Source organism: Brevibacillus sp. HB1.3, assembly GCF_013186635.1.
Lineage (GTDB): Bacteria > Bacillota > Bacilli > Brevibacillales > Brevibacillaceae > Brevibacillus > Brevibacillus brevis_D.
Map to the genome: position 1 here is coordinate 74,999 of NZ_JABMIT010000011.1, position 26,913 is coordinate 101,911.

27 protein-coding genes and 1 pseudogene are annotated in these 26,913 nt (G+C 44.0%); 13 read left to right on the forward strand and 15 right to left on the reverse strand.

Annotation, left to right across the window (positions count from 1 at the left end):
* Nucleotides 1-8 precede the first annotated feature (8 nt).
* The 3 genes from HPY31_RS22555 to HPY31_RS22565 all read right to left on the reverse strand — a co-directional run bounded on the left by HPY31_RS22555 (nucleotide 9) and on the right by HPY31_RS22565 (nucleotide 1,958).
* Complete coding sequence (locus tag HPY31_RS22555) at nucleotides 9-341, reverse strand: AzlD domain-containing protein (protein WP_172142537.1); 333 nt, start codon at nucleotides 339-341, stop codon at nucleotides 9-11.
* Nucleotides 332-1,066: an AzlC family ABC transporter permease gene (locus HPY31_RS22560; RefSeq protein ID WP_172142538.1), complete on the reverse strand. Its 735-nt coding sequence runs from the start codon at nucleotides 1,064-1,066 to the stop codon at nucleotides 332-334. The genes HPY31_RS22555 and HPY31_RS22560 overlap by 10 nt, the downstream gene beginning before the upstream one ends.
* Before the next feature lie 82 nt (nucleotides 1,067-1,148).
* Nucleotides 1,149-1,958, reverse strand: a complete 810-nt coding sequence (locus tag HPY31_RS22565; RefSeq protein ID WP_172142539.1) for a TrmB family transcriptional regulator — start codon at nucleotides 1,956-1,958, stop codon at nucleotides 1,149-1,151.
* A 152-nt stretch (nucleotides 1,959-2,110) separates the two neighbouring features.
* Here HPY31_RS22565 and HPY31_RS22570 point away from each other — a divergent pair, with 152 nt between their 5' ends.
* The 8 genes from HPY31_RS22570 to HPY31_RS22605 all read left to right on the forward strand — a co-directional run bounded on the left by HPY31_RS22570 (nucleotide 2,111) and on the right by HPY31_RS22605 (nucleotide 10,193).
* On the forward strand, nucleotides 2,111-2,818 hold the full coding sequence (locus tag HPY31_RS22570; protein ID WP_172142540.1) for a DNA alkylation repair protein: 708 nt from the start codon (nucleotides 2,111-2,113) through the stop codon (nucleotides 2,816-2,818).
* A gap of 123 nt (nucleotides 2,819-2,941) precedes the next feature.
* On the forward strand, nucleotides 2,942-3,646 hold the full coding sequence (locus HPY31_RS22575; protein WP_016738976.1) for an ABC transporter ATP-binding protein: 705 nt from the start codon (nucleotides 2,942-2,944) through the stop codon (nucleotides 3,644-3,646).
* A gap of 2 nt (nucleotides 3,647-3,648) precedes the next feature.
* Nucleotides 3,649-5,973, forward strand: a complete 2,325-nt coding sequence (locus HPY31_RS22580; protein ID WP_172142542.1) for an ABC transporter permease — start codon at nucleotides 3,649-3,651, stop codon at nucleotides 5,971-5,973.
* Between the two features lie 122 nt (nucleotides 5,974-6,095).
* Entirely contained in the window at nucleotides 6,096-6,488 is a 393-nt protein-coding gene (locus HPY31_RS22585; protein ID WP_016738973.1) for a DUF1259 domain-containing protein, read from the forward strand.
* 148 nt (nucleotides 6,489-6,636) lie between these two features.
* Nucleotides 6,637-7,437, forward strand: a complete 801-nt coding sequence (locus HPY31_RS22590; RefSeq protein WP_371811763.1) for a TatD family hydrolase — start codon at nucleotides 6,637-6,639, stop codon at nucleotides 7,435-7,437.
* A 274-nt stretch (nucleotides 7,438-7,711) separates the two neighbouring features.
* Nucleotides 7,712-8,113, forward strand: a complete 402-nt coding sequence (locus HPY31_RS22595) for a hypothetical protein (protein WP_172142544.1) — start codon at nucleotides 7,712-7,714, stop codon at nucleotides 8,111-8,113.
* 474 nt (nucleotides 8,114-8,587) lie between these two features.
* On the forward strand, nucleotides 8,588-9,118 hold the full coding sequence (locus HPY31_RS22600; protein ID WP_172142545.1) for an RNA polymerase sigma factor: 531 nt from the start codon (nucleotides 8,588-8,590) through the stop codon (nucleotides 9,116-9,118).
* The gene (locus HPY31_RS22605) at nucleotides 9,105-10,193 is read left to right on the forward strand and encodes a hypothetical protein (RefSeq protein WP_172142546.1); all 1,089 of its coding nucleotides are present in this window, start codon (nucleotides 9,105-9,107) and stop codon (nucleotides 10,191-10,193) included. Before HPY31_RS22600 ends, HPY31_RS22605 begins: the two co-directional genes overlap by 14 nt.
* 104 nt (nucleotides 10,194-10,297) lie before the next feature.
* Here the strand turns inward: HPY31_RS22605 and HPY31_RS22610 are convergent, their stop codons facing one another.
* From HPY31_RS22610 to HPY31_RS22620, 3 genes and pseudogenes are all read right to left on the reverse strand, one after another.
* On the reverse strand, nucleotides 10,298-10,615 hold the full coding sequence (locus HPY31_RS22610; RefSeq protein WP_172142547.1) for a hypothetical protein: 318 nt from the start codon (nucleotides 10,613-10,615) through the stop codon (nucleotides 10,298-10,300).
* A gap of 158 nt (nucleotides 10,616-10,773) precedes the next feature.
* Nucleotides 10,774-11,517, reverse strand: coding sequence for a suppressor of fused domain protein (locus HPY31_RS22615; protein WP_172142548.1), 744 nt, complete (start codon nucleotides 11,515-11,517; stop codon nucleotides 10,774-10,776).
* 166 nt (nucleotides 11,518-11,683) lie between these two features.
* Nucleotides 11,684-12,557, reverse strand: a pseudogene (locus tag HPY31_RS22620) (GNAT family N-acetyltransferase).
* Between the two features lie 353 nt (nucleotides 12,558-12,910).
* Here HPY31_RS22620 and HPY31_RS22625 point away from each other — a divergent pair.
* Both HPY31_RS22625 and HPY31_RS22630 read left to right on the forward strand, forming a co-directional pair.
* Entirely contained in the window at nucleotides 12,911-13,690 is a 780-nt protein-coding gene (locus HPY31_RS22625; RefSeq protein ID WP_172142549.1) for an aminoglycoside adenylyltransferase domain-containing protein, read from the forward strand.
* Between the two features lie 36 nt (nucleotides 13,691-13,726).
* Entirely contained in the window at nucleotides 13,727-14,299 is a 573-nt protein-coding gene (locus HPY31_RS22630) for a hypothetical protein (protein WP_172142550.1), read from the forward strand.
* Between the two features lie 84 nt (nucleotides 14,300-14,383).
* Here the strand turns inward: HPY31_RS22630 and HPY31_RS22635 are convergent, their stop codons facing one another.
* The 3 genes from HPY31_RS22635 to HPY31_RS22645 are packed head-to-tail and all read right to left on the reverse strand — an operon-like array spanning nucleotide 14,384 to nucleotide 18,012.
* Entirely contained in the window at nucleotides 14,384-15,946 is a 1,563-nt protein-coding gene (locus HPY31_RS22635) for a YcdB/YcdC domain-containing protein (protein ID WP_172142551.1), read from the reverse strand.
* Entirely contained in the window at nucleotides 15,930-16,511 is a 582-nt protein-coding gene (locus HPY31_RS22640) for an RNA polymerase sigma factor (RefSeq protein ID WP_172142552.1), read from the reverse strand. The genes HPY31_RS22635 and HPY31_RS22640 overlap by 17 nt, the downstream gene beginning before the upstream one ends.
* A complete protein-coding gene (locus tag HPY31_RS22645; protein WP_172142553.1) occupies nucleotides 16,486-18,012 on the reverse strand; it encodes a YcdB/YcdC domain-containing protein in 1,527 nt (508 codons plus the stop codon). The genes HPY31_RS22640 and HPY31_RS22645 overlap by 26 nt, the downstream gene beginning before the upstream one ends.
* Before the next feature lie 389 nt (nucleotides 18,013-18,401).
* Here HPY31_RS22645 and HPY31_RS22650 point away from each other — a divergent pair, with 389 nt between their 5' ends.
* A complete protein-coding gene (locus HPY31_RS22650; protein ID WP_172142554.1) occupies nucleotides 18,402-18,734 on the forward strand; it encodes a hypothetical protein in 333 nt (110 codons plus the stop codon).
* Nucleotides 18,735-18,825: 91 nt separating this feature from the next.
* Here the strand turns inward: HPY31_RS22650 and HPY31_RS22655 are convergent, their stop codons facing one another.
* From HPY31_RS22655 to HPY31_RS22680, 6 genes are all read right to left on the reverse strand, one after another.
* Nucleotides 18,826-19,551, reverse strand: a complete 726-nt coding sequence (locus tag HPY31_RS22655; RefSeq protein WP_172142555.1) for a DsbA family oxidoreductase — start codon at nucleotides 19,549-19,551, stop codon at nucleotides 18,826-18,828.
* A 135-nt stretch (nucleotides 19,552-19,686) separates the two neighbouring features.
* The gene (locus tag HPY31_RS22660) at nucleotides 19,687-20,328 is read right to left on the reverse strand and encodes an ABC transporter ATP-binding protein (protein WP_172142556.1); all 642 of its coding nucleotides are present in this window, start codon (nucleotides 20,326-20,328) and stop codon (nucleotides 19,687-19,689) included.
* Entirely contained in the window at nucleotides 20,325-21,980 is a 1,656-nt protein-coding gene (locus HPY31_RS22665) for an ABC transporter permease (protein WP_172142557.1), read from the reverse strand. Before HPY31_RS22665 ends, HPY31_RS22660 begins: the two co-directional genes overlap by 4 nt.
* Before the next feature lie 2 nt (nucleotides 21,981-21,982).
* Nucleotides 21,983-23,071: a Fe(3+) ABC transporter substrate-binding protein gene (locus tag HPY31_RS22670; RefSeq protein WP_172142558.1), complete on the reverse strand. Its 1,089-nt coding sequence runs from the start codon at nucleotides 23,069-23,071 to the stop codon at nucleotides 21,983-21,985.
* A 114-nt stretch (nucleotides 23,072-23,185) separates the two neighbouring features.
* On the reverse strand, nucleotides 23,186-24,625 hold the full coding sequence (locus HPY31_RS22675) for a sensor histidine kinase (RefSeq protein WP_172142559.1): 1,440 nt from the start codon (nucleotides 24,623-24,625) through the stop codon (nucleotides 23,186-23,188).
* Nucleotides 24,622-25,299, reverse strand: coding sequence for a response regulator transcription factor (locus HPY31_RS22680; protein ID WP_016738951.1), 678 nt, complete (start codon nucleotides 25,297-25,299; stop codon nucleotides 24,622-24,624). The genes HPY31_RS22675 and HPY31_RS22680 overlap by 4 nt, the downstream gene beginning before the upstream one ends.
* Before the next feature lie 158 nt (nucleotides 25,300-25,457).
* Here HPY31_RS22680 and HPY31_RS22685 point away from each other — a divergent pair, with 158 nt between their 5' ends.
* Together HPY31_RS22685 and HPY31_RS22690 are read left to right on the forward strand one after the other, a co-directional pair.
* A complete protein-coding gene (locus HPY31_RS22685; protein WP_172142560.1) occupies nucleotides 25,458-26,291 on the forward strand; it encodes a GNAT family N-acetyltransferase in 834 nt (277 codons plus the stop codon).
* A gap of 63 nt (nucleotides 26,292-26,354) precedes the next feature.
* Complete coding sequence (locus HPY31_RS22690) at nucleotides 26,355-26,891, forward strand: superoxide dismutase family protein (RefSeq protein WP_172142561.1); 537 nt, start codon at nucleotides 26,355-26,357, stop codon at nucleotides 26,889-26,891.
* Nucleotides 26,892-26,913 lie beyond the last annotated feature (22 nt).

Consider the following 26,913-nt stretch of genomic DNA (forward strand, 5'->3'; position numbering starts at 1 on the left):
TGAAGCGATCAAGCCGGAAACAAAAAACGTAATACCATCACGATAATAATGCCTGCGAGAACAGTTACTAATAAGCTACGTGTTTTTATCGCAATGAGAAAAGTGGGTATAGCTGCTAAAAGTTCAACGTTATTCATAGAAAAAGAAATATTTTCACCATTTTTAAATATCTCTTGCGCTACTAGAGCAGCCATAACAGATATAGGGACATAGCTTAACCATCTAGTTGCCCACTCTGGCAATTGAAAACGACTCAGTACCATAAGAGGAAGGACTCTAGGGATGAATGTAACAATAGCTGTTCCTACAATGATTAAAAAAACATCCCATCTTACTTCCATTTTTCCATCACCATCCCTATCGTTGAAGCAAAAATTGTAGCAACAATAACTCCCATACTGCTAGACAACACTGAACTGGCTCCCACAGCAATAACAACTGCGATTATCGCAACAACCACATCACGTGCAATTTTTTTGCGACTTAACATCGAAAGTACCAGAAGTCCAATAAACATCGCTGTCAAAGCAAAATCCAAACCTAATCTTTCAGGATGTGAAATCCATTGTCCCAAGAATGCTCCGGCTATATTGGCTGCGCACCAGTTTAAATAAGCCGTTATATTTAGACCGTGCATCCATTTTTCACTAATGTAATTCTTTTTTGCAGCTTCGTTGATCGCAACCCCAAATGACTCATCGGTAAGTAGAGACCCTACCAGCATGTTTCTAAGCGGAGAAAGATGTCGAAAATATGGTGCCAGGGCTGCACTAAGTAAAAGATGCCGAAGATTAACAAAGAAAATGGTAATAATAATGGTAGTAATCGAACTGCTTGCTACCATCATTCCGGCAGCGATAAATTGGGCGGAGCCAGCATAAAGAATTAAACTCATCAGGGCTATTTCCGCTATACTTAGACCCGCTGTTTTTTCGATAACACCAGCAGCAAATCCAATACTTAAATAACCCAGCAACGTAGGGATACAATCCTTTACACCTTGGCGAAAAGTATCCTTATCTCTTGAATCTGCCACCGTTTCGATTTGATCATTTTCCAGACCCATTTTATCCCTCCTTCGTCTTATTTACATTCAGGGAGTTATTGTGATAACTACTATGAAAAAGTGAAAGAAAATACGGTTCAAATTACTTGAACCGTCTTCCGGTAACCACGTGGAACAGGTCAGGATGGTTAATCCAGACAGCTTCGGCTTTCTCGGGGCCAACTTCCTTAACTAATTGCGCAAACATAATGTCGTGCCTGATGTACTCCACTGCTACTAATACAAGTGCTGGGTCTTGTGTTTTTATAGCCCATGCAGCGGTATTTGGAGCGAAATTTGCTATTAATACTTCTTCATTGTCCCGGGAGACAATCGTTAAACGACCACTCATACGTTCCTCTGCTACTTTCGGAGACATGTAATCATGATGAGTAGTTGCCCCCAACTCCGTATCGGGTGCTCCAAACAACATAGAAAATACAGGAACACCTTCTTTTACCCGCTTATCTACGTCCTGTTTAATAAAAGAAATCTGTGGTTGCCAAATCGATAACCATAGTTCTTCTCGGGCTTTGTTTATCATATCGACCATTTCTGTGATAACCAACTCATCGGTACTAATGCGTCGAACTACGTCTACTTGCTGTTCACTTTCTAATGCAGATAAATTTTTTTCAAGATAATCAAATGATTGCTCGAAGGAATTACGTAATCGCGTGATTAATTCTTTTGCTGGCAAAGGAGAGTAGGTCAGAGGTTCAGACGGTACCGTATAAACTGCTCCTTTATCTAACAATTTCCCCAATACCTCATAAATCATGGAACGCGGTACACCCGATCTTTTACTAATTTCATATCCAGTTATAGGAGACTGCTTTAAAAGTCCGATATATGCTTTGCACTCATATTGTGAGAATCCCAATTTCTGAAGCTCTTTATAGATTTCATCCAAAGAAAGCCACCACCTTTTATGCTTGCGCTTAGTCTCTCGTGGTTATGATAATAACCTCTACGTTTCATGGTAGTTATTATAATAATCACTAATAATATCGTCAATCATTTTCATGATACTTTGAGAGAAAACAACGAAAGAAGGGATATACGATGGATGTAGCGATGGTCATGCAAGAGCTTGAAGCTCTCGGCAAGGAACGAACCAAGAAAATTTATCTATCCAATGGCGCTCACGAACCACTTTTTGGCGTAGCTACAGGCGCTATGAAGCCCATGGCGAGAAAAATCAAGATCAATCAACTCTTGGCTGAGCAGCTTTATGCTACCGGGAACTACGACGCTATGTACTTTGCTGGTGTGATCGCAGACCCAAAAGCAATGACCAAGGCGGATTTTGATCGGTGGATGGATTCCGCTTATTTTTATATGCTGTCCGATTATGTGGTTGCCGTAACCTTATCGGAAGCAGATATTGCCCAAGAAGTTGCCGATCAATGGATCACAAGCGGCGAAGAGCTCAGAATGTCTGCGGGCTGGAGCTGTTACTGCTGGCTTTTGGGGAATCGCCCCGATCATGAATTTTCCGAAACCAAGCTTACTAATATGCTTGAAACTGTGAAAAAAACGATTCACGATGCTCCCGAACGCACGAAATACGCTATGAATCAATTTATTTACACCGTGGGAACCTCCTATTTGCCACTCCACGATAAGGCGGTCGAAATCGCGAAGGAGGTAGGTCCGGTAGAAGTCCAACAAGACAAAGCAAAAAGCAAGTTCCTAAACGCTTTCGATCAAATTCAAAAGGCAGTAAGTAAAGGTCAGCTTGGCTTCAAACGGAAACATGTGAGGTGTTAACAGCGTGAACAAACTCCTTCTGGAGACTGAGGTCAAAATACATCGACTGCGGGATGTAACTCCCTTACATTGGTATATGATGGTTGGTAAGCTCCAAAAATAAGATACGAGGAGATGTACTCCGTGAAGACGTTAATCGAATTCAAAAAAGTAACGAAGGAATACAAAATCGGAGAAGTGCCAATCAAGGCGCTTAATGGTGTTGATTTTTCCATAGCGGAGGGAGAATTCGTCGTTATTTTGGGCGCAAGTGGTGCTGGTAAAAGTACGATTTTGAATTTGCTAGGTGGAATGGATACGGCTACCTCAGGTCAAGTATTTGTTGGCGACCAAGAAATCACCACATTCAACGAAAAAAAATTAACGCAATTCCGAGGTGAGAAAGTTGGCTTTGTCTTTCAATTCTATAACTTAATTCCGAATTTAAACGCTCTCGAAAATGTTGAATTTGCCACAGAGGTATGCAAAAACCATCTGGATGCGAAAGAGATTTTACATAAAGTTGGATTACAAAATCGCATGAAGAACTTCCCTTCTCAGCTCTCTGGTGGCGAACAACAAAGAGTTGCAATCGCGAGAGCTGTAGCCAAAAATCCTTTGCTTTTACTTTGTGATGAACCAACCGGAGCATTGGATTATGTGACAGGTAAGTCCGTCTTAAAGCTTCTCCAGGATTTGAACAAGGAAACGAAAAAATGCGTCGTATTGGTCACACATAATTCGGCGATTGCTCCAATGGCTGACAAGGTTATTAAGGTAAAAAGCGGGATGATTGAAAGCGTTACCATTAATCAGGAAAAGCAAAGCGTGGAAGGGATTGAGTGGTGATCATGAAACTATTTTTAAAATTAGGAAGGGATATCAAACAATCGATCGGGCAATTTATCGCCTTTGTTTTGGTTATTGCAGTAGGAGCCTTTTTCTATGGAGGGCTCGTAACTTATAGCAATAATCTTAGTACTTATACAGAAGGTTATTTTCAGGAACATAACATAAGCGACCTGTATGTATTTTACAATCAAATCTCCCAAAATGATGTCGCTGTTTTAAGTGAAATAGAAGGCATTAAAAAAATAGAAGCACGTTATACCTTTGATGCCACGCAAGCCTTTGAAGGCGAAAAAGCTACATTGAAGATTCATTCCATCCCTGTCAAAAACGAAATTAACACGATTGCTCTGATTGAGGGCAGAATCCCGTCCAAAAAGAATGAGATCGTAGTAGATTCGCGTTATGCGAAAGAACATCTTTTTCAAGTCGGTGATGAAATCAGCATTCGTGCGAATGAAAGAAATTTTACATGGACCATTAGCGGTCTGGGTGAGAATGTCGAACATACCAAAAAGAACGAAATACAAGACCATAAAACCTACGGAGTCGCTTATATAGCCGAAGATACCCTCTCTAAAATCTTAGGTGGCCTTTCTTATAATGAGATCATGATCGATGCTACAGAAGGTTACGATATAGATAAATTAGGTCAATCCATTGAAGCACAATCCAAGCACCTTCCTTATGTAAATCAAGTCAGGAAAGAACGGACTTTCAGCTATTCGAAAATTAATGAAACGATCCATAACAATAAATTGATGAGTATGGTTATCCCTTTCGTTCTCTTTTTGATTGTCGCCATTATCCTGTTTCTTACCATGTCGAGAATGATTGATTCTCAAAGAAACCAAGTAGGGATTATGAAGGCTTTAGGTGTCAAAAACAGAAGCATCATGCTTCATTACATGGGATACCCTGTACTGGCTAGCATCATCGGCTCAATCATTGGTTGTGCGATTGCTGCACTCGTATTTGTTCCATTCGTAACGGCATCGAGTGCGAGAGCCTACTCTCTGCCTGGCATTACATACTCCCTTTCATTTTACACTTTCATTCCTCCCATTATTTTCTCCAGTGCTTTTGGAATCCTGGCTTGTTACTTAAGTGGTAGAAGCATATTAAAAGAATGTGCGGCTCAGGCTATGCGTCCCAAACCGCCAAAAAAGATGAAAACGCTATGGATAGAAAGAATTCCAGGTATTTGGAGTCATATTTCCTATAGCTACAAACTCATCTTACGAAACATTTTCCTCAATAAACAAAAAGCGATAGCGAGCTCCATTGGTGTTGTTGTAAGCACCGTCTTATTGATCACTGCTTTTGGTACTCAATCTGCCCTGCAAAAAGTAGCGAGTCAAATGGAAGAGATTTATACGTATGATTTACGAGTGGATTATACGCTTGGAACATCTGTTGATACGGTAAAGCTCCCCTCCGGGATAAAAAATGGTTATTCTTTATCCACCTTTCCTGTTGAAATTATAAAAGGTGATGAAAAAGAGAATGCCACTCTCGTTGTTACTGAAAAAGAAAACACTCTCATTCATTTCTTTGACGAAAATAATAATCGGATCACGCTAGAAAATAATGGTGTGCTGGTACCGAAATCCTATGCCGACAAATATCATATTTCAGCAGGAGATACGATCCCTATCACGTTCAAAGCACCAGAGCTTCAAAACAAATCTGTAGATATGAAGGTTTTACATATATCTACGCAGTATTCGAATCCTTCGTTTTATATCACACCAGACTATTTAAAGAGCTTTGGAATAGACTACAGCCCAACCTCGCTTTTCGTTGAAGCAAATAGCTCTGCAGATCTTATAAGTGTTCGTAACTTCTTTGAACAAGACCCTCATGTAGAAACCCTTGCAGATAGAGATGATCTAAAGAAAACCGCGGAATATATTTTGAAACAAAACAATTTCGTATTTATCATGTTTATTGTTTGCGCCGCCATCCTCTCTTTTGGCGCGATATACTCGATCTCTTCCATCAACATTTATGAAAGGAATCGCGAGCTTGCAACGCTTAAGGTATTAGGCTATCAAAAACATAAAATAAACCGACTTATCTTTTTTGAAAACCTGATACTCACTACATTTGCGATCCTTGTAGCTTTACCGATAAGCAGTTACGTTTATTCTGTGATTGTCAAAGCATTGTCTAGTACCCATCAACAAATCCCGGATCAATTAACGCTTCCTATCCTGTTGGTTTCTGTTATTCTTGCCTACTTGCTTACGATTCTGTCCAACTTGCTACTTCAAAGAAAAGTAACTAACATCAATATGATTGAATCATTAAAAGGAGTTGACTGAAGCTATTGACCTCTTCTGACGCTCTGTCCTTACTCGTTTCAACCTCAGCAGAATAGGCCATCATCCGTTTCCGTCCTGTACCTGTCTTCATACGATAAACAAAAACAGGGAGGAAACAAGGAATGCCCAAAAAAGTCTCACTTTGTGAGCAGTTCTCCAGAATTATCAGGGGGCAATCCGGCTTTGCCGGCGGAAAATGCGTCGCGACCATCAATCGTAATCAAATAAAAGCAACCATTTTGGGGAAAAGATTTCGTGTGACGTCTTCTTTTTCGTTCGAATCCTTGAATCCAAAAACAGGCAAAGCGCTCTGTTTAGGGAGAGCTGCGTTCTTGCAGAAAGAAGTCAATCCGTTCATTGCAGCCATCCGAAAGCAAGGCATAAGAGTCTCGTCCATCCGTAATGAATGGTTATTCGATCGTCCCCGCTTGATTTATGTAAATATAGAAGCAGTCGATCGACCTCTGGCTTTCGCAAGAAAAGTAAGGAGAGCATTGGATGCTATTCCTTCATGAGAATAGAAAGCAACGAGTCCTCTCTGCCACAGCAGGGAGGATTTTTCGTCTATAGAACTTAACAACCCCATCAGCTATAATGAAAAACAACCAAAAATGGGAATTTTAGATAAAATCAGTACACACTCATACCTGTTACTAGGAAGGATTGATTCTCTTGGATACACAGATCATCGATATAGGCGTAAACCTGATGCACCGCTCCTTTCAACAAGACCGCGATGAAGTCGTTGCCAGAGCAGAGAAACAAGGAATATCCCCATTAATTTTGACGGGGACAAGCTTGAGAAACAGTATGGATGCCTCACGATATGCGAGTCGCTCCAAAGGAAAGCTGTATACTACGGCAGGTATTCATCCTCACGATGCAAAAAGCTGTGATGAATCGACGATCAAGAAATTAAGAGAACTGGCATCGCTTCCCCATGTGGTAGCGATTGGAGAGTGCGGGCTGGATTATAACCGTGACTTCTCCCCCCGTGATGTTCAAAGAAAGTGGTTCATCGAACAAATCTCCCTGGCCACAGAACTTCAACTGCCGTTGTTTTTGCATGAACGTGATGCTCATCTTGATTTTGTCTCGATTCTCAAAGAGCATCGTCAAACTATCAATCGTGCGGTTGTACACTGCTTTACTGGAACCTCCAAGGAATTGGAAACCTATTTAGAGATGGACTTCCATATCGGGATTACGGGATGGATTTGTGATGAACGACGCGGGAAGCATCTTCGAGAGCTTGTCAAAAAGATTCCCCTAAATCGATTGATGATTGAAACGGACGCGCCATTTTTAACCCCTCGTGATTTGCAAGAAAAGCCTGTGGATGGTCGGAATGAACCCATGTATTTGAGACATATTTTGCACGCGGTCGCACAATGCATGGGATTAAGCCCTGAGGAAGTGGCGAGCGCTACTACCAAGACTGCGAAAGAATTTTTTAACGTATAGGTCTTCCTTTATTAATCAGCACATGTGGAAAATGTACCTGATTTTGATCACAAAGGACATATCATAGTTAGTTATTCGCAAGAGGGACTAGTGCCCTCTTTTGGTTTGAATATACATGTAATTTATTGGTATATTTGTAAAATAACAAAAGAACGTTAATGATAAGGTGGTGTTTTATAGACAAATTTTTTGGGATCATACAATTCTTTAATCATCGTAAGAAAATGAGTGAGAAGCCTGTTTAACTCAAGTATTTTAAGAAGGAAGGAGCATCATGATGAATATTTTTTCGTTAATCATAAAATTCTTTGGTATAGGTTTTATCATTTTAGGATTTTTAAAAATAGTAGGGTTAATAACCATAGAGTTCAAAAATATTTTCAGCCTTTCGCTAGCTGGTTTTTTTTTTGTACTGTTCGACTTTATTAGTCATTTTGTTGAAAAGTCAGATAAAAAAGCATTAAGAAACACATTATCATATTTACGGGTAGCAACTCTTTTTTTATCAATAATGACTATAATAGTAGTTCCTTTTTTTCCTATTAAATGGAATACTCCTTTTCTAAAAGTTATAACTGATTCACTAGTTTATTTAAGTTTAGGAATAGTAATTTACCTTATTGGTTCTAAGGATAGACAGGGAAGCAAAATAAATACTTCTTCTGTAGAAAAATGAAACAAACAGGTCTAGAGTTAATTACAGTGATCATTTTCTCTTCAAGAAGACGGTCTTTTCTTCGTTGTGATGGCTTTCACACTTCCTATTCAGGCTGCATAACCAATGCTTTCGAAATCTCCGAACATGCATCTAAAACAATCCCTATCCGCGAGCTCTTCTTATAGAACGAAAATGTGGATCAGGTATAATCAACAGATTTGAGCAGGCTGGGTTGTTACCGATCGGTTTAATACGCGAATTCAAATCACTTTTATGGGCTAGAACCGCTATTGGAGTGGGACGCGACTAATCTGCGTTCCGCTTTTTTATTTACAACTCTATTCCATCCCCATGCTATGCTTTACGGATTGACGGATATGAGGTAGAACAAAGACACCTGACTGATCTTCCGGGGTGTCTCGTTTTTTTTCATGAAAGTGAAAGATTGTCAGCAGCTACTCCGTCTATACAGTGATAAGGAGGTGGAACACAGTGGATGATCATTCTGGTGCACGAATTGAGCAATGGTTTCTTACATACAGTCAGGATGTATATCGGTTTCTCGTCTATTATGCAGGACGAACAGATATCGACGATCTGGTTCAAGAGACCTTTATTCGTGCCCTCAAAGCTATGCAGGGAACAGAGGTTGAGAATCCCAAAACGTGGCTGTTTGCCATAGCACGTAACGTAGCCATTGATGAGAGACGCAAGGCAAAGCTAATCAGCTGGTTGCCGGATATCTTCTTGCAGCATCTCGTGTCGCACGACAAAACACCGGAAGAGTCACTGATGTTAAGCGAAAACAAGCGTCTGCTCTATGAAATGATCAATCAGTTAAAGTCTTCTTATCGGGACGTGTTGATACTCAGAGGGATCAAGGGATTATCGAGCAAGGAGGCTGCGGAGGTTTTGGGATGGACGGAAGCCAAGGTCAATCTTACTTTGCACAGAGCAATAAAAGCGATTCAAAACAAAAGGTATGTTTCAATTGCGGAGGTGATGAACGATGCCATCATGTGATGAGCAGATCATTTTGGAAGAATTGAATCAATTCCCGGAGCAAATCCTTTCCCGAGAACGAAGCCAAGCCATATTAGAGGGTGTGCGAGAAGAAGGAGGTAGACTTCAAAAAGTGAACAAACGAAGAATGTACTATGGATGGATGGCAAAAGGGCTAATTACCTGCGGCCTATTGCTCGGTTTTTTCTGGATGAAACCATTTTCTGCACCAGCAGAATCAACGAGCAGTGCAGCCGTGACTCCTGAAGAACAAATGTATTTTGCGGCTGCTCAAAAAGCCGTACAAGAAGCGAGTGGCATTCAGAAGACCTTCCCATTTGCGGAGATCGAGAAAGACGATGAATCCTATACAGTACAGGCAAAGAATAAAGAAGCCAGAGAAGCCCTCGTAACTTTTAAACCTGGTACCACAGAGGTTCTTACCGTCTTCGCAAAGTTTGCGATCAACGAATTACCGAAGCCCTATCATACATATGTACAGACTGCACAAGAAGCATTTAAGGATACGAAACAACAGGTTACCTTCCAAAAAACCAGTTTTTTCAAAAGTGAGAAGAAAGCATATTTTTCCTTTTGGACAGAAGACAAACAGTACGTCATAGTCGATCTCCCCACAAATAAAGTGTCTGATTTCAGATTTTATTACAACCTGGAAGACGTCGATCAAAAGATCATCTCCATCGGGCAAACAGCCTTGATGCGTTTATCCAATGAAAAAAATCTTTCCTTTACCAAAGCCGAAAAACGTTCAGACGAAAGGGAAGAGAAATGGTTGCTCATGAATAAACAAAAGAAATATGAGGTAATGATCGGAGCAAATAAAGGTCAAGTGTACGAAGTGAGCTATGAAACAGATAACTATAAAATTAAAGCACTAAATGAAGTCATTCCCGTAACCAAGCCACTTATTCAAGACATTTTTGGCATAGATATCTCTGGGTATAAGGCTTACGGCGGCAAGGATTGGGGCGGCTATATATTGAGAAGTGACAGTCCTGGGAAACCACGTTTATCCATACAGCTTAATGATTTGGATGTTGGTAATATTTGTAGGATCAGTATAGAAAGGGACTGACTCGGGGTGGTCACAGCAAAGGAGAAACGGGTTCTATATATTATATATGAACCCGTTTTGCCAATCCCGAAGCCATGCAAATGCCTGATTGGCCAGTCCACTTGTTAACAATATTTATGAATAACAGTGATAAGTAATGCTGAAACAATAAAAGCTACACCGCACAATCCTGCATAAAAATTTTCCCCCATATATATAAAAAATCCACCCGCAACGACGCTTATAGGAAAAGCTGAATAGATAATAATACCTAAAACAGCAGATAAAGCTACTATAGCACCTGCTACGAGGGCAATTACAGGCGAAAACAAAACGACACAAAATTTTCCTAAAAATGTATCAGCACGATGAAAATATTCTTGGACAGTTTTATAGCCAAAATAAAAAGAAGTGCCTACAACAGCTAGTAATAACAAATGCATAGAAATGATCCTCCTAAATCTATTATGAATTCCACAAAAAGCCATTATCCTATTTCCTTACCCATTACCACAGAAACCAAAACACATTTTTACTTTCGTTGTAGGAATTGGAAAACCCCCTTTACACTTAAAGGGGGGTTGGTATTTCTCTTACCTTTCTATTTACACGTATTTCTTCTATTCGGATTCAAAATCAGCGCGTCATCTTCTAGCTCAAACAATTTATCCAATAGCCCATCCATGCCATGTTCCAATTTATATTCCATCTCTTCTTTATACAAAGGAAGTAAGAAATAGGCATGAACCTTGTTACCGTCCTTGGTGGGAATCACACTGATTTCCTCTGATAGCTGAAACAGAACGACTCCATTTAGACCCGTGCCATCCGCATATGGTTCATATTCCTGATAATTCGGTATCGTATGTCCATATCCCAACCATGTATTGTACTGATGGGGAAACCGCGCCAGCATCTTCATCAGTCTGATTGGCCAGTAGTTATTTTCATCCTCTAGCGACTCTTGTGTCAGCTCCCAGGAAGCTGGCAAGAATATCATTAGTTCTGCTCGATCAAACTTCTCTTCCATCTGCTCCTGTATTTCATCCGGAATCGTCATCGGTAAATCACTCATCCCAGTCGTATACAGAACCCAAAATGGTTCTTCTTCTGTAGGACTCATGACATTCACATCAATATGGATCGTATCGGAAATAATTTCGTGAAAAACACTGCTTTCTCTTCCCGCAAATACCGTTTCAAAGTGGGCAACAATTTCTTCTACATATTCCATGGGAGCTGGAGGTTCATACGTGGCCTGCTGGTCATATGTGTAAATGGTAGTGCCGTCCTTTGACTTTTCTCCGTTGTTCGTACCGCCGAATAGCTTTTTGAAAAAGTTCATCGCTGTTCCTCACCTTCTTATCGTTCAGACGCTTGGTCCTCTCTATTGTATCGGCATGAGATACATCCATGTTTTACCTTATCTATGTATTTCTTGCAAGAGAATTCCGAATCAACTTACATAAAAAAGAGGAAAGCCCCTCTAGCTCTTCCTCTTTTTATCTTTCTTATTTCAATTCTGTATAATACCTGATCTCTTCTTTATCTACCTCGAATCCAACCGATTTGTATAGAGACAAGGCTGATAGATTCGTCGTTTCAACCATGAGATACGCGGATTTCAGCTCATGCGCTTTTAGATACTCCAATGCTTGTGTCAGTAAAAACTTCGCAAATCCACGCTTCCTCCAAGGTTCTTGTACGAAAACATCCTCGATTACTCCTTCGTCTTCTTCTCTCCATGCCATCGAGCCAGCAGCTATCGTATCGTTATGACGAATCACCATCGATGTCCAGAGCGCTTTCCTTTTGTATTCGGACAATCGTTCAAGTCCTAATGGAGCATCCGGCCAAATCGTGGCTTCCACATTCAAGTAATCCTTTTCTTCCTCTGGGCTCTCCATTTTCCAATACGAAAAGTCAAAGTCTTCGTCCAGCGTTAACACGGGAATAGGCTCCAGTAAATCTCGCTTCATCTGATACAAGCTATTCAAATGCTTGTAGCCCATTTGAGTGAAAAATTGGTTGTTCGCAGTTTCGGAAGAATCGTTGCCGACACATAACATTGTTTGGTACGTTCCTGGCAACGTTTCTTTTAATTGCAGAGCTCTTTGAAGAAGATGCTGATACACCTTTTCTAGCAAATCGGCGTCATCGTCTCGCTCCGGGAGGGATCGTATTTATAATACTGACTTGCCCTTTCGCAATCATTTTCCCATTTTCAAATGCACAAAAGACATTACACCAATTTGCTTCTTCACCGACCCACCAAAACGTCGCGTTTTCTTTTGCAGTAACAGCTTGATATAGCTCGCCAAGTAACGGGAAGTCTTCCTTTTGAAAATTCCGAATAATTATATCAGTTGATAATTGACTCACCATTATACCCCTTTCAAAATCAGGGAAGATCACGGGTTTGCGGGCTATTTACGCGAGTTCCCCCTCAAAATTTTGCCCTTTGTCAGCATTTGCTCAATCACAATAAATGCCTTCTTTAATAGTTGTTACCATCCAAATAATCATACCGTCTCCCTTATCAGCTATCAAACCATTTTTCCATCAAGTACAGGATTTATCTTGCGAGAAAATCAAAAACCAAGTAAACTTTATCTCATTTACTCGGGGTATGAAAATTATGGAAGACCCCAACGTGTTCAGCCATGATCGACCATGCAAACGTGATAGTTGCTGGATGAACATCACGCGAATCTTGATTACCAAAAAGGAGCTTGCTTATGGACTCGAGAATCCCGGAAAGCGTTAGACCTTTATTACACGACTATACGCAACGGCTTATGACAGAACTGCCGAATGTCATCTATGGTGTGTATTTGTATGGTTCTATTGCTCTGTCTGGCTTCGAGGAAGATAACAGTGATATTGATTTTGTGACACTTTTGCATAGAGGGTTAACGAATGCAGAAATAGAAATACTCAAGAATATTCATAAGGCTCTTCATAACACCAACCCATTCGCTAAAAGAATGGACGGCATGTATATCCCGCTAGATGACATCGGAAAAACCAATCCATCCTTGGAGCCTTATCCTTATGTTGACAGTGGGACATTTCAATCATCCGGCCACTATGATATCAATCATGTGACGTGGTGGATCCTCAAGCAACGGGGCATTACGGTTATGGGGAAAAGTGTTGAAGCATTACACATCCCTACCCAGTGGTCTGATGTCGGGGAAACGATGAAATACAACATTCATGATTATTGGTCACCGAAAGGAAAAAGCATGATGAAATTCATGCTCGATGAGTGGGTGGAATTCGCCGTTTTCACCTTATGCCGAATCGATTACGCGCTCAACCATGAAGACATTATTCCGAAGAGAAAAGCCGTAGAGCACGCTCTGCAAGAGCTTCCCAGCGAATGGCATCTCTTACTGCAAGAATCGTTGCGAATACGCTACCAACCAAATGATCCATCTTTTTTTTCGAACAGAATTAAGCGGGCAAAGGAAACCCAAAGATTTATTCGCTATATTTGCGAGCCGAAGCTCTAACGCAAAGCCGCTTTGCTTAAAGAAGGAGATTTGCTTATGAAGATCATGGAGCATTTGCACCTTGAGCATTTTAGACAAATGGAACAACTCGAGCTTCAATACTATGATGCTGAATTTATTACACCGTACCAAGAGAGCTACAATTGGTATTTGTTTCGTCCCGATTCGGTCGTTGCGATCGAAGGGAATGGGCGCATCATCGCTTTTATGAACCTGCTTCCCGTCAAGCCGCATATTTATCTACAAATTGCGCAAGGGACGTTTAACGACAGCCTGATGACGACCGCGGATATCGAAGATTTAACCACTTCTCCCGAGCAAGTCTATTATTTTCTGTCCTGTGTCGTTGTCGATCAAGCTTATCGGAAAAGCCCTGCCTTGCCCATGATGCTGCATCATTATCTCGATGTACTGGCTCATGTCGAACAGAGTGGCTACCACATTCAATCGATCATCATGGATACGATCACAGAAGCAGGCAATCGGTTCGCGCAGCGCCTTGGCATGAAGCATGTGTGCATAAGTGACCACGACTCTCATATACATGCCTCAGACTATGAGAGCTTCAAACAGCATGTGCACGCGAGTTATCCCCTGCTCTCCCGCTAGAGGCTTCGCATCGACCGTTCTCGAACCAGTTAAAAAGCAAATCCTCCATGAAGCATCTTTTCATGGAGGTTCGTTGCGGGCTTTTTAGTTGATGACCTTACCTGTCGTGGCTTCTATTGCCCATGGCTGTTCTGAATCCCGACGGATTTGGTAAGCAAGCACTGGCTCCGCCCCTTTTTCTGCTGGCAAGTACACGAGTTCCAGTGGAGCATGTTGCACAAATTGATCCAGTGCCGCTTCCTTGGAGAGCGTTTTTGCTGTCTGATCAATCTGTATCCATGATAAATCCGAAAAGTTGCCCGTAAGCTCGGTAACAAGCCCGCTAGCCAGCTCGACCGACACTTTATAAGGATGCTCCATGACGGGAATCCCGTTGACCTTCGGAGCAAAGGTAAACTGAATGGTGCTAGGTGACTCTTGCGACGCTTCCAATGACAGCTCACGAACATCGGTGGGGAGAAACTTCTCCAGGTGAGCTATCGCCAGTGTTTGTGCCTGTTCGTAGGTCGTTTCACGTTGGTTCTTACTTTCATTTGCAGCCATCCGTGAAAAACCGAGGAATGCTCCGTCATCTGTCGTCTCAACGGAAACGCCGTTGCCCTGCCCATCGTTCCAAGAGTATGAAATACCACGCGGATTTACACCGATGAATGCTTTTTGTTCCACCTTTATGCTCAACTTGCGCTCAAGCAGCTCTGCCACCTCATTAGAAGTTTTCAGCATGAGTGGTTTTCCTTGTCCCGAAACAGCAACGGACTTTTTCTCTGCTCTCGCTTGGCTGATCAGCGTGCCTGTTTTCGCGTTCACATATACATCTGATGCTACTGCATATTGAAGCCCTGGTTGTTTCTTTCCTGCATAAACGAGGCGAAGCGTACTCCCCAGCTGTTGGGCAGCCTTCTTCTTGTCGATCATCCCGTCCCGATTGGCAGGCTGGGATGCTCCCCCACTATCTTCGAGATCAGGGTAAAGAAGCAAGGTCATTTCCCCCGTTTTTGGGGAGATACGGACCGTCGCGCTATTCTCCTGAAGAGGAATGCCATTGATGATTTTGCGAAAAGCTACTTCTCCTGTTGCCAAATTCGAGTGAATATAATCTACTTCAAACTGTTTGCTCTGTGCTCCCAGCTTCTTTTGCAAATAAGCCTCTGCCTGATCTTCCAATGGTGATTTCTCACGGGTTGTTGTGGGTTGGCTCCTATCTGTTGAGTTCGTTGCAGATTCCTTGGCTACGGACTGCGGCTGTGGAGCATCACGTGTAACCGTTTGGTTCTGAACGATTTTGTTGTCTACTCTTGGGGTAGCTCCCTGCTCCTGCTGTGGCTTGGCCATGCTTTCAACTGGCAGAGAAGGCGTAGCAAGCGGCGGCGTAGCTGATATGGTGGCTGGAGGTGAGATCGCTGTTTGCCTATCAACAGATGGTTTCAGCGGTGAATCATAGCTCAGCCAAACACCCATGAATACGGCTGCGGCAAGGGAACCTGCTCCGGCGACAACTCGCTTGATCTTCGCTGCTTGCTGCATGCGATACGCCTCACGAATGAGCCTTTCCTTGCCCATCTGCTTCCACACTTGACGAGGTGGGATGCTCTCCTGCCTGACTTGCTTCAGTAATTCGATCACGTGGTTTTCATCTGGCAAACTCATTGGCAATCCTCTCCTCGCAAGCGTTGCCGAGTATTTTCTGCAACGCCTTTAGTCCCCTGTGACAGTCCACTCTCACTTTTGTCTCCGGAAACCCCAAAATCTCGGCTGTTTCCTTGACGCTGTACTCCTTTATGTATCGTAAAATCACAATGATACGCTGATCGGGCTTTAGCTTTTGCAAAGCCCGTTGAATACTATACATCTCTTCTTTTGTCGCAAGCTCTTCTTCTGGAAGGCCCTCCGTAGACTTCATGAGAGCCAACCAGTTGTCTGAGAACAAACGCTGCCACTTTTGCTTGCGGTAATGATCAATCGCAACATGCTTGGCGATGGAAAAAAGCCATGTCTTCATTGCGACTCGACCATCATACCTCGGCAGTATTTTTAATAGTCGTGAAAATACTTCCTGCACCATGTCTTCTGCATCTTCTTGTCTGCCAGTAAAGTAGAGCAAGAAGTAGTAGATGTCATCATAGTGAGCCTCGTAAATAACCCCGATTTGTTCCGTTAACTCCCCAGACAACAGGCTTCCCCCTTTCTTACTCAGATTCTCCCTCTTCACCATAGGTGTAAAACTCCCCGGTTAGCGCATCGATTTCTTCGTTAGAAACGAGTGGAGAAATATAAACGAGCTCGGCGGTGTTTTTATTTTCCTCATCCAAGGAGTAATACAGCTTCATTGGATATTTCTTAAGAAACTTCTTAGCTGCTTCTGCTTGTGTCATGGCGTTCTTGATATCCGGCAGCTTGATCGTTTGAGAGACTCTCCAATCTAGTAAAGTCACTTTTCCGGTAGCTGCATCTACGTGCGCCTGTCGAAGCATACCATCTACCGGATACCCCTGATGAAGCATGGTGAAATCAAATTTGAACAAATTTTGATCGGGCTCATATCGATTAGTAGTGACCACCATTTCTTTATCGGTGAGAGGAAGGAACTCGGACATGGCTTCCACGGCTGCTTTTAGCGCCTGCTCTTCGCTCAGCTTTTTGTCTGCCTCACTTTTCCGCTTTGTATCCAATACTTGATAATTCGTTACCTTTCCTGTCTTGGTTTCGAAGAAGATATTGGCGATGACTTCATCCTCCGTCATCCACAAATAGTTGGTGATTCCGGTTTTCGGATTGCTTTCCTCCTGAAAAGTTCCGCGCCCTTTTGTGGGATTGTATCCTGTCTGAGCTGCCAAGAAAGCTGCTGCCTCCTCTTTTGACTTGATGATCGTTTGCTTTGCTTTTGGTTGGAATTGGATGATTTTTTCGTTTTGTTTGGCGGACAGCTCAGCTCCGTGGCTCGCATTGATTCCCTCTTGTGAAGGAGCGTACAAGAACCTGTAGCTTTGCCCATCTGCACTTTGTCCGTAGTAAGGCTTCATAGCAGATGCAAACATCGCTTCAACCTTTTCTTTTGAATGTACCTTATTGGGATCAGCGAATTGAATTTTGCTGATGTCCTGTTCCATTTCCACTGGCTTAGCATACCCGTCGCCTCTTGCCAGATGCTGAATTTGCCCTTCGCTATTGATGGCGAAATTCAGTGTGTCATTGCGGAACGGAATCCCATTTACCCTTTTGCGAAACAAAATGGAAGAATTGCTATTGGAGGCTTCCTCGTCCAACTGATAGTCCGCCATACCCTCGCCATACCATTGCTTCATGAACTCCGTTGCCCTTTTCTTCGCATCTTCTAGAGGGTAAGTAGAAGAGAAACCTCCTTTGCCCGTGATGTGACTAAAAAATTTAACTTCACCTGAATTTTGATCGACATGCATGCTCACAAAGGGAGCTTTCTTTTCCTTCGTTTGATACTTTTTCACTTCAATCCGGGATGTTTCTGCGTTCATCTCCAATTCGGTGATTGGATAGTTCTTTAGATAAGGCACAACTTGAACGAGTCTCTCAACAGACTTTTCGATTTTCTTGATCAGCTTCTCATCGATTGCGCCATCACCTTTGCTCACTCCCTGAACCGTTACACTCGATTCTATTGCCGCCACAGAACTGATCGGTGCCGTTACAGCCAGACTCGCTGTCATGATTGCAAATACGGTTTTCGTCCATTTATTCATGGTTCGTTCATTCCTCACTCTTTTGGGATAGTGATGCTAGGGCCCCAGCTATTTTTCGCTCTGTCCATTATTCGAATGAGTTCCCTTTTTGTTTCAGGGGGGAAGAAAATTTTCCCATAAAAAAACGACTCCCCTAAAAGGAATCGGCTGTATGCGGCCTGTATTTGAACAAAAAACGAAACTAGATGTCATCGATATGCTTAAATAATCACCGAAAATAGACTGTAACGAGCTGGTGGTGAGACCTAGAAGACGTATTACAAAGTTCTACATAATACCAAATCATGAACCTTGTGGAAATAGGCGTATTATGCCGACAACATTGGGCAGTCAGGGCATATGATGACCAGTAGAAATCAGGCACAAGGCTACTACGGGAGGTAACTAACATGAACCTGACATTAAATCGACTCAGTCTGACGAATGTGGATGACTCAGCTGGTGGGTGGCAATATGAAGGTGGTAAAGTGTTTGAGGGAAATAACCATATAGCCAATTACGCGAGTACGAAGCGCACCGTGCATCAAGGAACTGAAGCGCAGAATACGGCAATGCTCACGTTGACACTTTTCTTTTATGGTCTCGAGAATATTACACTCCAAGGAAGTCATGACTTCAGCTCTGGCAAGCAAATTGGGAGCGTTAGCGCTGCTTCATCCCAATTTGCTTCTTCTATCGGTAAACCGTTCACAGTAATAGGAAATAATCTCGTTATTCAGTGATTTCAGTACTTCTCCAAGTAACTTTTCATGAGAAAAGCCGATTCCCCTTCATTTCAGGAGGATCGGCTTTTCTCTTAGGTTTTCGTGTCGCTTATATTTTGCAGGAGCCATCTGCGCAATTGTCGCCGGATTGCTCGTCTTTTTTCTCGTCGTTCTGTACGAATTTCAGAGCAGGAGCTGCGTTTTCTTCTTCCCATACCTGGTTCAATGCGCCCAAAAAGACTTCACCTGGCTGCGCGCCAGAGACTGCATATTTGTTATTAATGACAAAGAACGGTACACCCGTGACACCCAAATCGTTTCCTCTTTGTTTGTCCTCTTGTACTTGCTCTCTGTATTCGTCTCCTGCCAGCATGGCGAGCGTAGCTTCCTTGTCCAAGCCTACCTCAGAAGCAAGCTGTGCCAGCACCTCGTGGTCTCCGAGATGGAGCGACTCGGTAAAGTACGCCTTCAGCATTCGCTCCTTCATTTCCTTCATTTTTCCATGAACATGGGCAAAGTGCGTCAAGCGGTGCGCATCGAATGTATTGGTCGGAATCATCGTGTCAAAATGATAGTCGAGACCGACACCTTTTGCCATTTGGGTAACTTGGTCATTCATCCCCTTCGCCTGTTCGAGCGGAATGCTATACTTGGCTGCCAGTACTTCATGCATGTCCATATCGGTATCGCGTTCCATCTGCGGGTCGAGTTGGAAGCTGCGATATACGACCTCTACTTGATCCTTATGCGGAAATTGAGACAACGCTCCTTCCAGACGGCGCTTTCCGATGTAGCAAAACGGGCAGGCAAAATCAGACCAAATTTCAATTTTCATGTTCCATCCTCCTCTATATGAACGGTACTGACCAAAAGACAGCAGACCGAACACTGCAAAATTCTTCGTATGCACATTATACAACAACGTACGGTACGACTATGCACTTTGGAGGTGGAAAGCTGCACATTTCCCTTAGCGAGTCATGCGAATGATGCGATCACAAATCGTTTCCGCATCTGCTTTGTCATGAGTGACAAGAATCGAAGTCATCTTGGCAGCTCGCAGCATTTGCTTCAAGTCATCGCGTATTTTCGTTTTCAGCTCGGCATCCAGATTACTGAACGGCTCATCCATCAACAAGATAGCCGGTCTAGGCGCCAGTGCACGCGCAAAGGCGACACGCTGCTGCTGTCCCCCGCTCAGCTCATGTGGATATCGCTTCCCGTAGCCTTCTAGCTGTACGAGTGCCAGCATCTCTTTCAGTCGAACTATACGCTCTGCTTTGGACAATCGATGCAGACCGAACAAGATGTTTTGCTCGACAGTCAAATGCGGAAACAGCGCATAGTCTTGAAAAATCATGCCGATCCCGCGTTGCTCTGGCTCCACAAACTGCCCCTGATCGACCAGCACTTTTCCATCGATCTGGATGCGTCCGCTCTTCGGGGACTCCAGTCCGGCTATCAAGCGAAGCAATGTACTTTTTCCGCAACCACTATTCCCGAGCAGCCCGACAACTTCCCCCTGGTTCATCTGCAAGGAAAAATCCCGAATGACGCTGCCGCTCCCGCTTGCATAACCAAACGTCAGGTTTTTCACTTCAAAAAAAGTCATTTTGCCTGTCTCTCTCCTAACCAGTGATAGAAAATAACGGAGACGATCCCCACTGCAATGATACAAAGCGAAGGAATCGCGGCCTGATGAATTTGTTCATCGCTTGCATATTGATACGCCTTTGTTGCCAGCGTCTCGAAGTTATAGGGACGAAGGAGCAAGGTAAGCGGCAATTCCTTCACAATTTCCATGAACACCAAGATAAAACCAGTGAACACAGCCCCTTTGATTAATGGCAAATCCACCTTGAAAAAGGTTCGTGTCATGCTCATCCCGAGCATACGTGCCGCTTCTGAATAACGGTTTCCCGTCTTCTCAAACCCCGCTTCGACTGCATTGAATCCGACTGCAAGGAAGCGGATGATGTAGGCAAACGTCAGCATGAACAAGGACATGCTGAGCACCAGCTTGTTGGTGCCTAAGCCCATCCAGCTATAGAAGGAACTCAGTTCTTTATCCACGGACATCACCACCGCCATCACCCCGATTGACAAGACTGCACCCGGAATCGAATAGCCCATGGAAATCAAGCGCGTCAGTGCCACAGCGAATATCGAGCCTCGGGAGAATCGAATGACATTCGCTACAGTTACGGCGAGCAGCATCAAGATGGTAATTGAGATACAGGAGATGAACAGCGTATTACTCAAGAGCTTCCAGAATGTCTCGTTTAACACTTCCCCATACGTCCACGTCGCCCAGACAATCAATTGCCCCACAGGGATCACAAATGAAAACGAAACAATAACCAATCCGAAGATTACGGCAGCGTACATCGGGATTCCGCGCAATTTTCTGCGTGTGAGCGGCGTGCTCCTGTTCGTAGGCGAGCTGTATTTTTTCCGCTTACGCACGAGTCGCTCAACGATAAAGATCCCGATAATCAAGGTCATGAGCCAGGCGGACAAACGAATGGCCGATTCTACGTCATACATGCCAAACCACGTCTTGAAAATCGCCGCTGTAAAAGACTGAATCCCAAAATGCTTCGTCACTCCAAAATCATTGAGCACTTCAAATGCCACCAGACTAGCTCCACCCACAATGGCCGCCTGCGACATAGGCAGGACGATGCAAAAAAAGATATGTGTCTGGTTTTTTCCGAGCAATCTGGCATTTTCAATGAACACCGCACTCTGTTTTTCAAGAAAGGTTTTCGTAATCAAATAGACGTACGGGAACAAAAACAGCGTAAAAATAAAAATAGCGCCCTTCATCGACATGATGTCAAAGTAGCGTTGATCGAGCGTCAGCCCGAATGTATCACGCAAAGTCGTCTGAATGCTCCCCGTATAGCTGAGCATGGAGCCGTACGTGTATGCAGCGATATACGGAGGAATCGCCAGCGGCAGTACAAAAGCAAATGAAAAGAAGCGACGCAATGGAAAATCGTAAGCAGCGACCAGCCAAGCCAAGGTCACACCTACGATGATCGTACAGGCTCCGGTACCGAGCACGAGCCATAGCGATTGCAGCGCGTAATCCAGCAACATATACTCTTGGATATGCTGCCAGTTTTCATTTTGTTTTTGAAAGAGTCCGAAAAAAATATAAAGAGACGGGAGAAGGGCCAAAAAGGCCCCTATCACGCTCAGCGTTACCCACCCGTTCAGTTTTCGTCTCAGGCTTCTACGCAAAAGTGCTCCCGTCATGCTTATTTCCAACCTGCTTGATTCAGCAGTTCTACCGCTTTTTTGTTATACTCGCCAAGCTTAGCAAAGTCGAGCTTTTGCGTTTTGAATTCTCCCCACTCTTTCAAAAGAGCAGGCTTGTCAGCCTCTGCATTAACAGGGAACTCGTAGCTTCCGTTTGTCAGCATTGTTTGAGCCTCTTTCCCTGTGACGAACTCCATCAATTTCACGGCATTGTCCTTGTTTTTCGCGTGCTTGGTCAACCCAATACCGCTGATGTTCAAGTGTGTGCCTGTCGTGTCTTGGTTCGGGAAGAATACGCCAATGTTTTGCGCGACTTTTACTTCCTCCGAATCTTTCGAGTTCAGCATTTGTCCAACATAGTAGGTGTTCATGATCGCAACGTCACCGACTTTGGCAACGACAGCTTTTGCCTGATCACGATCTCCACCTTCAGGCTTGCGCGCGAAATTGTTTACCAGACCCTTTGCCCAATCCAATGCAGCTTGCTCGCCATTCAGCTCAATAAAAGAAGCAACAAGTGACTGGTTGTACAGATTGGAAGAAGAGCGTACCAATACTTTGCCCTTCCACTTATCTGTAGCCAAATCTTCATATGTAGACAGCTGCTCTGGCTTCACGCGATCCTTCGCATAGACGATTACACGTGCACGGGTAGCCATACCGATCCATTGATTGTCAGGATCACGCAGCTCTTTCGGTACGTTTTTCTCTACTTCAGCAGATTGAATCGGTTGCAGAACGCCATTTTGCTTCGCGTAGTTCAGAACACCACCGTCAACCGTGATAAACAAATCCGCCTCGGAGCTCTCTCCTTCACGCTTCAAGCGCTCAACCAGCTCTTCTGCTGTCCCCTTCACTTCGTTTACCTTGATACCTGTTTGCTTGGTAAATTCAGCGAACAGTTTGCTATCAATATCGTAATGGCGCGCAGTAAATACGTTCACGACTTGCTCTGTAGCAGCCGGCTCCTGTGCCTTTGGCGCTTCTGTTTGCGGCTGGGCAGTATTCGCTCCGTTTCCGCATGCAGCAAGTATTGGCAGCGTCAGCATCGTACTCAGCATGACCGCCAGCATCGATTTTTTTCTCATTTTGATTCTCCCTCTCTATCGCACTGATTATTGATAATGAATATCATTGCCAATTGACAAGGCTTATTGTAACGAACAAAAATGAGAAAATGCTGTGAAAATAAAAAAACATCCTCAATTTTTTATTTGAGAGGCGGACCGGTTGAAATTCACTGAATGAAGCGGCACAAAAATAGACACAGTCGTGCCTTTCTGCTCCACACTCTGAATCGTTATACTTCCCTTGTAACGTGCCAGCAATCGTTTGGCGATGGCAAGCCCGAGTCCATACCCGCTCTCCCCGCTATTTCTTGCTTTGTCTACCCGATACAATCGGTCCAACACATACGGCAAATCCTGCTCGGGTATGCCAATTCCTTCATCGATGATTTCCATACAGGCTACCGTTTCTTGTACCTTGGCCCTCACGCAGATTCTCCTGCTCTCCCCGGAATACTTGACCGCATTATCCAATAGGATCAGAAGCACTTGCTCCAGATGTTCTTCCGATATGGCTAAGGTTTCTCCCGCCAAAGGAGTGAGCTCTTGTTCAATCGTAAATGTCGGCTGAATCATGGCAAATTTCTTGACGATGTGACAGATAGCTTGATCCGGCTCATGGAGCGCGACATCCTCTTCAACCTCCACATGCTCCGCTCTCGTCAAAACGAGCAGCTCCTGCACCAGTCCTTTTAGTCTGGCGAGCTCTTGAATCGATGTCTCCAAGGATTCCTCCAAAACAGCCGGATCATTTTTGCCCCAGCGCCGGAGCATTCCCAGATGTCCTTCGATAATCGCAATTGGCGTTCGCAGCTCATGTGAGGCATCTTCGACAAATTGTCTCTGCTGCAAAAAGGACCGCTCCACCTGATCCATCATTTTATTGAACATTTTCATCAAGGTCGCAATCTCATCCTGATTATCATGAAACTGCACACGTTCATGGAATCCTTTTTGCCGGACGTTGCTCATCGTTTCATTCATCGATTGCAGGGGCTTAAGCAACTGCCTCGCGAGCAATCTGCCACCCAGACCGCTTATGATCACAGCGGTCAAGCACCCAATTGCCATGACCTGAAAAAGCGCACCACTCAACTGCTCGAACTCTTTCACATTCTTCAGAATCATTACTGTCCCGTTAAATTGAAAAATCGTAAGCGGACTGCTCATGATCAACAGGTCACCACGCACTTCTTGGGTCTGAGTGCGAATCGACTGAACAGACGGAAGCGGTGGCAGTGTGATATCTTGAAAGTTTTCCGAGACAACGACAATCGGATTACCCTCTTCGTCCAGAATGCGAATCATCTGGTTTCGTTGATTGATTTTCTCCAAGAAGCTGCGCAGCTCTGTGAGGTCCTCTCCCTCAAAAGATTGCTCTTTTTCCAGCGCGTAGTTGAGGAATTCTCGCATGGTCTGTTGCACAACCTGCTGTTCCTGATTAAACATCCACTTCTCTACAAAAAAATATTGAAAGCTATTATAGCCAATGAATACAAGAAAAAGCAGAAGCGACGACCAGAGTGTCAGCTTCCATTTGATCGGGAGCTTTAAAAATCTCGATGGTCCTCTCATTTTCGCATCACATAGCCAATCCCGCGTACAGTCGAGATATAGCTGTCCTCATTGGGGGAATCGATTTTATTGCGCAAATATCGAACGTACACATCCACAACATTGGTCTCGACAGCCGCCTCGAATCCCCATACAGTATCGAGCAGCACGTCGCGAGGCAGGACTCGATTGATGTTTTTCATGAACGTCACGAGCAAATCGTACTCTCTCTTGGTCAATTCAACAGGTTGATTATTTTTGGTTACGATACGTCCCTCTATTTGGACCACCAGCCCTCGGTGCGCGAGCATGGCTCCAGGGACATTCTCCTGTTCTTCCTGACGGCGAAACACAACGCGTATGCGTGCCAGCAGCTCCTCAATCGCGAATGGTTTCGGAATATAATCATCCGCTCCACTGTCCAAACCTGAGACGCGGTCCGTAATACTGTCTCTGGCCGTCAGCATAATAATCGGTGTTTTTTTCACGCTGCGTATTTTTTGACAAACCGCGATACCATCAAGCCCCGGAAGCATGACGTCTAATAATATGACATCCCATTCTTCCAGTAATGCGAGCTCGAGTCCTTTATGTCCATCATGCGCGACTGTAATCGCAAACGATTCGTAGCGCAGCTCCAGTTCAATAAATCGGGCCATATTAATTTCATCTTCAATCAGCAGCACTCTTTTCACGTTTTGCCCACCCTTTTGCCCATACCGGGGAATTCCACCTGATTGTAGATGAAAATAATTATCAGCGTCAATGTTCCTGCGGATAAAGGAACTTCCTGTTCGCTTGGTAAATACTTACTTATGCTCATGTAGAACTTTTTAAAAGGAAGTGGATTCATGTGTACCTCGTAAAAGGAAACCAACAGTTGGCGAAGCAACTTCTCCATCATAAAAGTGACGTGATGTTTGCAGGAGTGGTCGCAGGCAATCATCCCGGGTTGCTTTGGGTAGATCATCCCGACAAGCCTACCTGTGCACTCGTATGGTCAATCGGTCTAAGCGGCTTCGCTTTCCTCGGAGTACCAAGCAAAAGCATTCACCCCGCTACTTTCACTGCTTTTTTCCAAACACAAATTGGCCCTATTTTACTGCAAAAGGGCCTTAGTTACTTTGAATTCTCACGGGAATCAAAAGAATGGGATTCACTTCTCACACCTATTATGGACAGCAGCCGCTGGGAGACGAGTACTCAATTCGTCTATCGGTCTTCTCTTGATCAGGGAGAGGAGTCATCTCTTGTTATTCCTGCCCCCTACTATTCTATTGAACTGGGGGAAAGCTTTTTACGCGGGCGCGATACCGTAATACCTCCGAACCTCGATTTTGTGACTGACTACCTCCATGAGTATTGGTACTCCATCGAATACTTTTTGGAAAAGGGCTACGGATATGCTGCCCTTACGACTGATCACGAAGTGGCGAGCATTTGTATGTCCACAGCGGTCTATCAATCGACTCATGCTATCGGCGTAGAAACACTAGAACCTTATCGTCAAAAAGGCTTGTCTAGTACACTGGCTTATCAATTGAAAAATCGGCTTCATCAGGAAGCAGCCACAGTGTGGTGGGACTGTATGGATTCGAATATCGCCTCGCAAAAAACGGCTGAAAAGGCAGGACTGCATCTCTCGCATCGTTATGAAATCGCTTGGTTTTCCTACCCAGCCCAGTAACCATACGCCCACCACTTACATAAGATATGTCAAACTGGTTCATGAAGTAAGGTGGTGTATAGCATGCACGGATATCAGCCTTATGAATACCCGTATGAATATGACTTGCAAGCCGTGTCCTCACAACATGGACGGAGAACAGGACAATCTTTTGCCGAAATTCAGGGTGGTCCACTGGCACCGAATCTACACGGCTACATTGTGTTTACCGATGTCCCCTACGGCACCGACGTGTTCGTGGAAGTCAGTGGCCTCCCCGTTTTCCAGCCAGCCACTGGCAATCATCCGCAAATCGGGCCATTTGGTTTTCATTTGCATGAGCATGGCGTCTGCACGGTAGGAAATCCGGAAGATCCCTTTACAACAGCAGGCAGTCATTGGAACCCTACACAACAACCACATGGCAACCACGTTGGCGACTTCCCCGTGCTGTTTTCCAATGACGGCTATGCACGAATGACTTTTTTCACAAACAAAATCAGTGCAGCCGATGTGGTCGGTAGAAGCGTGATCATCCATCAAAGTCCGGATGATTTCCATTCACAACCGGCAGGAAATAGCGGAAAACGCCTGGCATGTGGATTGATCTACGCTGGATAAGCTTCACTCGAACAGAAAAGGG